The 9,357-nt window shown below is 42.8% G+C and carries 12 protein-coding genes and 1 pseudogene; 5 read left to right on the plus strand and 8 right to left on the minus strand.

Annotated features, from left to right (window positions below; genetic code table 11):
* Nucleotides 1-256 precede the first annotated feature (256 nt).
* Nucleotides 257-559 carry a hypothetical protein gene (locus tag HYS07_05775; GenBank protein ID MBI1870686.1) on the plus strand — a complete coding sequence of 101 codons (303 nt, stop codon included), beginning with the start codon at nucleotides 257-259 and terminating at the stop codon, nucleotides 557-559.
* 384 nt (nucleotides 560-943) lie between these two features.
* Here HYS07_05775 and HYS07_05780 read toward each other — a convergent pair whose 3' ends face one another.
* From HYS07_05780 to HYS07_05795, 4 genes are all read right to left on the minus strand, one after another.
* Nucleotides 944-2,347 carry an AAA family ATPase gene (locus HYS07_05780; protein ID MBI1870687.1) on the minus strand — a complete coding sequence of 468 codons (1,404 nt, stop codon included), beginning with the start codon at nucleotides 2,345-2,347 and terminating at the stop codon, nucleotides 944-946.
* A gap of 384 nt (nucleotides 2,348-2,731) precedes the next feature.
* Nucleotides 2,732-3,373 (minus strand): nucleotidyl transferase AbiEii/AbiGii toxin family protein, encoded by a 642-nt coding sequence (locus HYS07_05785; protein MBI1870688.1) that lies wholly within the window; start codon nucleotides 3,371-3,373, stop codon nucleotides 2,732-2,734.
* A complete protein-coding gene (locus HYS07_05790) occupies nucleotides 3,303-3,605 on the minus strand; it encodes a hypothetical protein (protein MBI1870689.1) in 303 nt (100 codons plus the stop codon). The genes HYS07_05785 and HYS07_05790 overlap by 71 nt, the downstream gene beginning before the upstream one ends.
* A gap of 115 nt (nucleotides 3,606-3,720) precedes the next feature.
* Nucleotides 3,721-4,545 carry a protein-glutamate O-methyltransferase CheR gene (locus HYS07_05795; GenBank protein ID MBI1870690.1) on the minus strand — a complete coding sequence of 275 codons (825 nt, stop codon included), beginning with the start codon at nucleotides 4,543-4,545 and terminating at the stop codon, nucleotides 3,721-3,723.
* Between the two features lie 219 nt (nucleotides 4,546-4,764).
* Here HYS07_05795 and HYS07_05800 point away from each other — a divergent pair, with 219 nt between their 5' ends.
* Nucleotides 4,765-5,091, plus strand: coding sequence for a nucleotidyltransferase domain-containing protein (locus tag HYS07_05800; protein ID MBI1870691.1), 327 nt, complete (start codon nucleotides 4,765-4,767; stop codon nucleotides 5,089-5,091).
* A 90-nt stretch (nucleotides 5,092-5,181) separates the two neighbouring features.
* Nucleotides 5,182-5,478, plus strand: a pseudogene (locus HYS07_05805) (HEPN domain-containing protein).
* A 32-nt stretch (nucleotides 5,479-5,510) separates the two neighbouring features.
* Here the strand turns inward: HYS07_05805 and HYS07_05810 are convergent.
* Genes HYS07_05810 through HYS07_05825 form a run of 4 tightly spaced genes read right to left on the minus strand, consistent with a single transcriptional unit; the run spans nucleotide 5,511 to nucleotide 7,922 of the window.
* Nucleotides 5,511-6,674: a PAS domain-containing protein gene (locus HYS07_05810; GenBank protein ID MBI1870692.1), complete on the minus strand. Its 1,164-nt coding sequence runs from the start codon at nucleotides 6,672-6,674 to the stop codon at nucleotides 5,511-5,513.
* A gap of 3 nt (nucleotides 6,675-6,677) precedes the next feature.
* Nucleotides 6,678-7,418 (minus strand): hypothetical protein, encoded by a 741-nt coding sequence (locus tag HYS07_05815; GenBank protein MBI1870693.1) that lies wholly within the window; start codon nucleotides 7,416-7,418, stop codon nucleotides 6,678-6,680.
* On the minus strand, nucleotides 7,405-7,773 hold the full coding sequence (locus tag HYS07_05820) for a response regulator (protein MBI1870694.1): 369 nt from the start codon (nucleotides 7,771-7,773) through the stop codon (nucleotides 7,405-7,407). Before HYS07_05820 ends, HYS07_05815 begins: the two co-directional genes overlap by 14 nt.
* Nucleotides 7,770-7,922: a hypothetical protein gene (locus HYS07_05825; protein ID MBI1870695.1), complete on the minus strand. Its 153-nt coding sequence runs from the start codon at nucleotides 7,920-7,922 to the stop codon at nucleotides 7,770-7,772. Before HYS07_05825 ends, HYS07_05820 begins: the two co-directional genes overlap by 4 nt.
* Before the next feature lie 482 nt (nucleotides 7,923-8,404).
* On the opposite strand from HYS07_05825, the gene HYS07_05830 reads away from it, so the two are divergent.
* Together HYS07_05830 and HYS07_05835 are read left to right on the plus strand one after the other, a co-directional pair.
* Nucleotides 8,405-8,995: a type IV toxin-antitoxin system AbiEi family antitoxin domain-containing protein gene (locus HYS07_05830; GenBank protein MBI1870696.1), complete on the plus strand. Its 591-nt coding sequence runs from the start codon at nucleotides 8,405-8,407 to the stop codon at nucleotides 8,993-8,995.
* Nucleotides 8,955-9,357 (plus strand): nucleotidyl transferase AbiEii/AbiGii toxin family protein (locus HYS07_05835; GenBank protein MBI1870697.1); only part of this gene is annotated, 403 nt, incomplete at its 3' end. The genes HYS07_05830 and HYS07_05835, both read left to right, overlap by 41 nt.

A 9,357-nucleotide genomic window follows, 5' to 3' on the forward strand; every position in this document is an offset into this window, starting at 1 on the left:
ATTTTTCATAAAAGAAACTCCTTTCATTGAGTAAGAGAAGGATAGCTGCCAACCGAGGGAGCTGCCAACAGACGAAATGTGTTGTTGAGGGATTGGGAGGGGAGGAGATATTAGGGAGGGAAAAGGAATTTGGGAAAAAGGGGAAGGATTAACTGAGGAAAGACTTCTGAAAATGGAGTTGGAATTGAGAAACAGGGGAGGGATGATTTGGGAAGGCGTGCATGAGATGATCTAGTGTTACAGCAAAAGTCTTGGAATGATGGGAATTGGGAATGGGACAAAGGCGCAAAAGCGAGGAACGCAAATGCGCAATACTCTTCAAGAAGCGTCTCCAGATGCGATAAGGAAAAGAGGAAGAAAAGGAAAGTTTAAGGCAATCGAAGGCAGCTTTTTTAGAGAGGCCCTGGAGGACTCCCCTCAGGAAGCGCCACAAAGAAGGGGCTCTCAGGGTGGAGAATTTAAGGAGATAGGAGAAGAGGATAGAAAAGGTTTTACCGCAACCTCCCATAAGATTTCGATTGGAGCAAAAGTAACGACGGCCGCGGATGATGCGATCTGAAGAAGCTTCAGCAAACCCTCGCAAGAAACCGTGTTGAATGAGGAAACCGATTTTATGACAACCTGGGCACGGCACATATTTTAAATGAACTCTAAACTCGGGCGGAATCTTTCCAAGCCTTAAAATATTTTGGGCGCATGGTGGTGAATAAGAATAAGTGTCCTTTGCCAAATTGAGGCGGCTTCTCTTATCCTATCATGCGCTTTTTTATGATCTGAATTTGGGAAGATTTCAATAAATTTTACGATCAGAGTGTGGGAAAGCACAGCTATTCGGAAAATTGATATAGACCTCTTCCTGAAAAGACTTTTCAAATAGACTAACACATTGCGGTAGAGGATCAAATCCATCTTTTCGAATCTTTCTCGATCCAGGCCTCTCCTCTCAAAAAAACAGCTCAGGGGCAAAAAGAATTTCATCGAAGGCCTGATGAACTGTACGGCCCACCGAAATCTTTCTCCCCAGAAGAAGCACCTTTTGTATCCCATAAGAGGGAAAATACTTTTGCAGGACCTTGATTTTATTTTCCAGATCGCGGATCATTTTTTGACCGGAAAGGCTTTGCACATACTTGATTTCACAGAGGGTTAAAACCTTGTCCTGCCGTTGGAAGAGGAGGTCGATCTGGGCCGACTCTCCGTTCCTTTTGGAGGATCGAAACCACGACCCTGACTTGAAACCGATTCCGGAAAAACGCAAGGCTGTGGCAATTTCAAACGAGTGGCGGCGACATAAACGTTCAAAGGCGTATCCCTGCCACTGCGCCATTCTCTTGGGGTCCATCCGAGGGAAAAGAAACTGTCCCTTCTGGATCGCCAGTCTGTTCTGAGCAATAAAGGAAAAATAAAAGTTCAAGTATTCATCCAACAGCCGGTAGCGGATCACCTTGCTCCGGGCCGGCAAGTCCAGAGGCTGGTCTCTTTGAATAAAACCGGCGAGCGACAGGTCCTCCAGAACTTGTGAAAAGGTGCCGCCGGGCGAGACACCGCAACACCTGGCCAACTCCTCCGTGGAAAGGATCTGGTTGACGAGGGAGACAATCACTTTTTCGTAGTGCGGACTCTTTGCAAAATGACTTAAGAAAAGTCTCTGAAATTCCTGGAAGAAATAACCGCTTTGGGAAAAAGCATATTCGTTTAAATTTTGAAGATACGACAATCGGGGATTGATTTCCAAAAGGTACTTGGGGATCCCGCCGAAGGTCATGGCGAAGTCCAGGACCTCCGCTTCCGATCTTTGCGGCAGGAAGGCCCGTATTTCTTTGAGCTTTAAAGGCTGCAGGTTTATTTCCGTATCCACGCGGCCGTAGAGGGCCTTCGATTTGATAATTTTTTTGACAATGAAGGAGGAAATGGAACCGCAAAGAATAAAACGGCAGCCCGTGCACTTTGAAAAAGAGTTGTCCCAAAAATACTTAAATAAAGAGACCGTCTGAGGTTTCATCTGGACAAGCCATTGGAACTCATCCAAAAAGACGACCACCTTTTTCCTTTTCAGTTTTTCAAAAAGGAGGGCAAACGCCCCTCGCCAATCCTCCACCCGTTGTCGCCTTAAATTCAGGTCCCCGGAATACTCGCTCAACTGTTCGATGAATTGTTTGATCTGGATTTTAACCGAGACGGCCTCCAGCCCTTCAAATTTCCAGAGAACCTCTTTTTGATATGCCTCTTCAATGAGGGCGGTCTTTCCCACGCGGCGCCGCCCATAAACCACAATCAACTGGGCGTAGGGCCGAAAGTTCGGCTCCCGCAAGAGACGGATCTCGTCTTCTCTACCATAAAAAGTCATATTTTTAGGCCGTTATGAGCCATAAAGAACATAAAAACAAGCGCATAAGTGACTCCTTAGGTAATCATAGGCTAAATTTAATTAAAATCAAGCTTATTATTGCCATCGTTGCCTTCCCTTTATTCTTCGTCGGGGCTCTTGCTTAAACAGGGTGATTTTTTAAGCACTTTTAAATCAAATGGCCTCATAACATATTCTGGTAATAGGTATCAATAGTACCTAAAACTAAAACGATATTACTTCAGACCGCCCCTTTGTCACCTTCGAAGATCTTTTTGTTATAAGCTAAAAACAGGCATCATCAATAAAAATTTCTTCATTGGTTCTCCTTCTGATATATCTTCCGCGTGACGGGTTTCTATCGCTGTTTTCGAAACCTTAGATTTAATTGATTAACTTTTCAGCGTAGGATAGAAAAAAGTCTTTCAACTCATTTTGAGTCACAGGCTTGATCATCCGAGGCAAAAATTCAATCTGTTTGACTCTAAAAAAAGCCCTGGCCAACCAATATTCATCAAATCCAACATGCTTTTTCTTAGCCAATGGAATCAAATTTTCCAACGGCATTTTCTCTTTATGAATGAAATAGACATCCACAAAATCTTTCGGTTCAAAACGGTCGAACAATGCTGAGAGTTTGTTGCAAGAAATATCTGTCAAATTATCAATATAAAGACCATATTCCTCAACAAACACTTTGGGCTCCAGGCGATAAGGAGAATCATGGGCGAATTGAACCTTGATTCGCTCGTCTTGAAAAATGACATAACACTCACCAAAACTTTCGAATACGCGAGTGACCTCAACCGAAAAGGAATGAGACTGCGCCAAAGACTGGACCTCAGAGATTGCCTGCCGAACGACATTGGGCTCGCCTGTGAAAAAATCAAGGTCTTCAGAAAGCCGATGTTGGAGATAAAAGTGGGCCAATGTTGTCCCGCCTGTAAGATAGAAATTATACTTGAAAAAAGGAACTTTTGACAGGAGCCGAAGCAGATGTTTTTGATTGTCTGTCAAGATATCCATATTTCTTTTCCGATTCAGGAAGACTAAAATACCACTTCCAAAATTGATAAATAGGCTGTGGCAAAGTTAATTTTTGAAAATATTTTCGGATGGTCGTAAGTCCCATCTCTCTTATTTCAGCCATTGAGCCAGACCTCAAAACCCTGGAGAGGTACCAGATCATAGTCATCTCTCGCTCTGGATCCAAGGCGCTTGCATCATAATCCCAAATACGATCCACATTTATTTTCATGCTAAGCATTATAGCATGATCCAAACCCAGCTGTTACGAAAAGCAGGATTATATTTTTAAAAACAAGATCCAAAACCCAGATTGAGAGAAACTAAATTGGGATTGGGGTCTGGTTTTAGTCCTCCTTCTGATAAATCTTCCACCTTTTATCGATGACACTAAATCTCTCCCGTGCCGGACCGATTAAGCTCTCCGCCTTACCCAGGAATAGATATCCTTCGCTGTTCAGTGCATGATAAAAATCCATATATATCTTTTCCTGTAAAGGTTTTTCAAAATAGATAAGGACATTTCGACAAAGAATAAGATCCATTTCACTCAGTGGCTTATCCAAAACGAGATCATGAACCATAAAATGGCAATTCTTTTTTATAGAATCTTTTACTTTTAGGGTTTCACCCTTATCGAAATACTTCTCCAATATCTCATCTGTCATCTTCCCTTTAACTGTCTGGGGCCGATATATTCCTTCTTTAGCCTTTGTCAGGCTGTCTCTATCTATATCAGTCCCATAGATAGAGATTTCAAAACTATCTCTTTTATCTCCTAATGCCTCATCCAGCAATATGGCAATAGAATACACCTCCTCACCACTGGCACAACCACTAGATCCTATCTTTAGTTTAGTCTTTCCTTTAATAATATAGGGTAACACTTTATTCTTAATAATTTCAAACGCCTCTTCATCCCTGAAAAACTCAGTTACATTAATTAAAAGAACATCAATCAGCCTATCGTATTCCAGAGAATCTGCATCCAGTCTCATGATATAATCCTGATACGACTCTGCCTTGAGGGCGTACAGTCTTTTTTGCATCCTTCGCCTTAGACTGGCCTCCTTATATTGCCTAAAATCAAATCCTCTTTCTCTGTAAACCTTTTCCAGAACCTCTCTAAACTCTAATCCTTTATCTTCTACTTCCATGATATTCACCATCATCTAAACTGCTCCAAATTAACGTGTAAGAGCTTACAGGTAAGAGAGTTATGATCCGAATGGATGGGGCAGGGATGGTTTTCATATGAGCTATAAGAAGCATCTTTATAGAAGAAAATATCGCTTTTCTGGGAAAAAGTCAAGCAACTGCAGATTCAGGATTTTCACTTGTAAATCCAACAGGTTATGATACCTTGTGAAAGTGAAGGAAGAGAGAATGAAATGAATCAAACGCTCACACCTGGAGGGCTGCAGCAAATTGCCACCCGAATCGTTAATGGCGTAAATCCTCAGAAGGTCATCCTCTTTGGCTCCTATGCCTGGGGCACCCCAGGCCCCGGGAGCGACATTGATATCCTGGTCATTCTTTCCACCTCCCTTCTCCGAAGGGAGAGAAGGCGACGGATTAGTGATCTGTTACGCACGCGGCCGGTTCCAATCGATATCTTCGTCTACACTTCAGAGGAGATCGAGCGAGCCACCCAGGTCAAAGGATCCTTTGTGACAGAAATCCTCAAGAGAGGAAAGATCCTATATGAAAGACCCTAAGGACACCCCTGTTGTAAGGGCTTGGTTTTCCAAAGGTGATAATGATCTGAAGACTGCTGAGATTGTCTTGAAAGAGTCGGATGCCCCGCCGATACCGTTTGCTTTCACTGTCAACAGGCAGCCGAGAAATATTTTAAAGGATATCTGATCAGTCAAGGGACAACATTCTTCAAGGAACATGATCGCATTTATCTTCTTGATCTGTGCAAAGAGCTGGACGGTTCGTTCGCGGAAGTTGAGGAGGTGGCTAATGCGTTGAACGACTATGCTGTGGAAACACGGTATCCATTCGAAGAAGAGATCGTTTATTCTTTAGATGAAGCCAGAAAAGCTCTTGATTTCTCGAAAAGGGTTAAGGATTTTGTGCTGACTAAGATCAAATCGTGATTTTCTAGCTCAGCAAGGCTTCATCGATTACCTTACCCAACCTCCAAAGGCAGTTCAATAATAACTTTCGTTCCACACCCTTCTTCGCTTTCAAAATGGATTTGACCCCCATGGAAATGGATGATCGACTCTGCGATGGGAAGCCCCAAACCCATTCCACCTTCTTTGGTTGTAAAGAAGGGTTGAGCAATTTTTGAGATGAGCTCCTTCGGAATGCCCTTGCCATTATCTTTGATCATTACGAAGGCCTTGGGAGGTTTGAGGTCTTTTCGAGCATAACATTTTATCCAGATCTTACCTCCAGAACTTATGGATTCAATGGAATTAATTAATAAATTCAAATAGGCTTGGAGAAAAATTTTTTCATCCACCATGATCTCAGGGAGATTTGAAGACCACTCCTTGACGACATCAATTTTCATCTCGTTCACCTTCGTTCGAACAAGTCTTAGGCCTTTCTCCAGTAGGACTGGAAGAGAAATTTTTATCATTTTGTATTCATTGGGCTTCGTAAAACTTGAGAAATCAGTCAAGACTTCGTTGATGAGATCCGCATTTTGAATGGCCGTTTCCATCGTTTCTTTAAAGTCATCTCCTCTGTGGAACTTTTGAAATTTATCCAGGATGTACTGGCTAGAAGAGCGCAGGATGGTCAAGGGTTGGCGAATCTGATGACTCAGTCCACTTGCAAAACTTCCCATCACCCGAGCGCGTTCAGACTCGTAGAGTTCCTTCGTCAGCCTCGCAAGATTCGTGCTGTCCCGGTAATACTCCACAATGCCTGTCAACTCGTTCCCTTCATCAAAGAGGGGGTAACAGGTGATACGATAAATGGTTTCTGATGGATTTTTCTTGGCTCCTAGAAAGCCCGTGCGTTCAGTCTTCTCTTCAGAAAAGAAGGTGTTTTCGGCCGTACAGTCTCGGCAGCGCTCCTTAAGATTGTGCAGCGCCTCATAGCATGGTTTTCCAATGACACTAGAGAAGGAAGTCTTGTCCAAAGCCGTGAGGGTAGGTCTATTGACCCTGCGTACGATAAACTTTCGATCAATCACAACCACAGGATCGCTTAAACCGTCAAAGACCTGCAACAACTCTTTGCGGCTGGCGGTGATATCTTGAACCTGTTTTTCAGCCTTTGTCACCAGTCGCTGCTTAAGTTGCTTCAAAAAATTTTGAAGTCGGTTCAGAGCTTTCAAGGATTAACTCACCAGTTCTTTTTCAAAACTACGCCGCAAAGGAAGTCGATAAATTAAATAGTTGACCCGTATGTCTGATGGTAACATCTCATCGACACGATGTAAAAGGCCTATAAAAATTAAGCCTACGCTGCCATCTACGGGAAGCGTCTTTTGAATTTGATCTGAGATAAACCGGTCCCTCTTTTTTAATAAATCGGGAGCCTCTTTTTCGTACTCCTGGATGTATTTCTTCTTTTGCGCATGATCACTTTCGTTAAGGATTTGCTTGATGTAATTGTATTCTTTGACTAACAACTGGGGATCTTCCGTACCTATGATTGTCGAGCCGCGATCCATCAAGGCCTTCAAAATTTTGTGATTGGGACTTCCCTTCTTTGCCAACTCTAACACAATCGTCTCCTCTCTTCCACACAAGGGCAAACCATCTTGATAAAGATAGGTCTTCTTAAAAGGGAGTTTTAACTTCCCAAGGCGATATTCAATGCCAGACCACATTTCATCAATGCTCTTCACATGATGTTTCCAAAGCCTCTCGCCCAGTTTATCAACAAAGGCTGATTTTGCCTGAGGTTCCAAACTTCCCATGTCATGCTGGGTATGAAGAATGGGAATATAAATCAACTGACGAGTCTCCCATTCCACGTGGGATTTTTCGTGCTTTACAAAGGGAACGCTTCCATGAAACTTGGAATTGATCTTTTCCGAGTGGGATTTTCCGTCAGATTGATCAAGAGACTTCACTAAGGGCCTCCCTGACTACCTTTTTGAGAAGCTGGTTGTCAAAGGGTTTTGTCAAAAAATCATACACATCCAGGTTCATCGCTTCTCTGGCAGAAGAGGCTGTGCCATAGGCCGTGAGGAGAATGGCCCTCAATTTTTTTTGAAATTTGTGGGCCTGTTTAAGCATCTCTAAGCCATCCATCGACGGCATCTTCAGATCCACAACTACGAGATCTACCGGCGTCCTTTTTAACTGCTTCAAGGCCTCTTCACCACTGAAGGCCGTAGTGGTCAGATACCCTTCTCGCGATAAGACTTTTTGAATAATGCGGCAGATTTGTTCCTCGTCATCAACGATCAAAACATGTTTCTTCAAGTGGATTTCTCCTCTTGTTCTAATTTAGAATGAAGCTCATGATACTTAACGGCATTTCTTCTAACCCACTCTTCCGGGCACAGATGATCCCTCTCACACTCGTGTTTCATCAATTCTAATTCTTTAGTGATGTAATCTTTATCGTTCATAGATACCACCCGTCCTTTTAGGAACTCATCTGTAATACAACACAATTCGTGATATGGATGACAGTATGTCCAGCACAACTCATGCCACTCTCATTTTAAATTTTGGATTCAAAGAGAACTATGGGCCGGAGTCTCAACCGTTAGCTGTTAAAAAAATCAGGATTTAATTCCTGAATAAGGGAATCATTTGCCGAATTTTTATCTTACAATGATACATGATGGCTCTATTGCAAAATGTGCATCACCCGTTATTCTTCGAGCCGAGTCTCGAGAAGTTGAAGATTTCGAGCCGAGTCGAGAAGTGTCGAGCTCAAAACATTTGTTCTCGACTACGCTCAACGGTAAAGCTCACATTTTGCAACAGGCCCATCACTGTTTCAGGGAATTTATAACAAACTATCACCTTTTAGTTGACATCATCGTGTTATAAATTATAATAAGAGCTAAAGATAAGAATAAATCATATATTTAGCCTATTGATTATGGAAAGAGGTTTTTTAAATACCTTACTGAGGTCCAGCAAGACCGTCTTTTCCTTTAAAGATCTGGTTTTGATGTGGGGGGGGATCGACCGGCTTACGGCTGGATCGAGGGTCCACTACTATGTTCAGAAAGGGCATCTGTATCCTGTTCGCAGAGGACTCTACGCGAAAGACAAAAACTACGACAGATTCGAACTGGCGACAAAAATATTCACTCCTTGCTACATCAGTTTTGAGACGGTTTTGGGAAGGGCTGGAGTAACCTTCCAGTTTTATGGGAAGATTTTTATTGCTTCGTATCAGTCCAGGGAAATCACTTGCGACGGTCAGGTGTATCACTTCAGGAAGATCAAGGACGCCATTCTAACAAATGATGCTGGGATGGAGAACAGGGAAAATTATTTTATTGCATCCGCTGAACGCGCCTTTTTGGATGTCCTCTATCTTTTCAAAGATTATCATTTTGACAATGTTTCGCCCTTGAATTGGGATAGAGTCTGGGAGATTTTCCCGATCTATGGTGGCAATAAGCGCATGGAGAAAAAAATAAATGAGTTTGGGCGTCACCACACACAAGAACATTCTGATTAAAATCCTCAAGGATATCTTTACCGATCCGGGACTCGGCCCAATTTTGGGTTTCAAGGGAGGCACGGCGGCCTATTTGTTTTATGGCCTCAATCGGTTTTCGATAGACCTTGATTTTGATCTGCTTAAGGGTGGGAGTGAAGACCTTGTTTTTGGAGAGATTCAAAAAATTCTGGGAAAGTACGGTGTGATTAAAGAGGCCACAAAGAAGCGATTCAATCTGTTTTATGTCCTTTCCTATGATAATAAAGTCCTGGGTGCTCAGAATATCAAGGTGGAAATCAACCGAAGGGAATTCGGATCAAGGTATGAAGTGAAGGCCTATCTGGGTATTTCCATGAAGGTTATGACACGGGAGGACATGG

Source organism: Chlamydiota bacterium, assembly GCA_016178055.1.
Classification (GTDB): domain Bacteria; phylum Auribacterota; class JACPWU01; order JACPWU01; family JACPWU01; genus JACOUC01.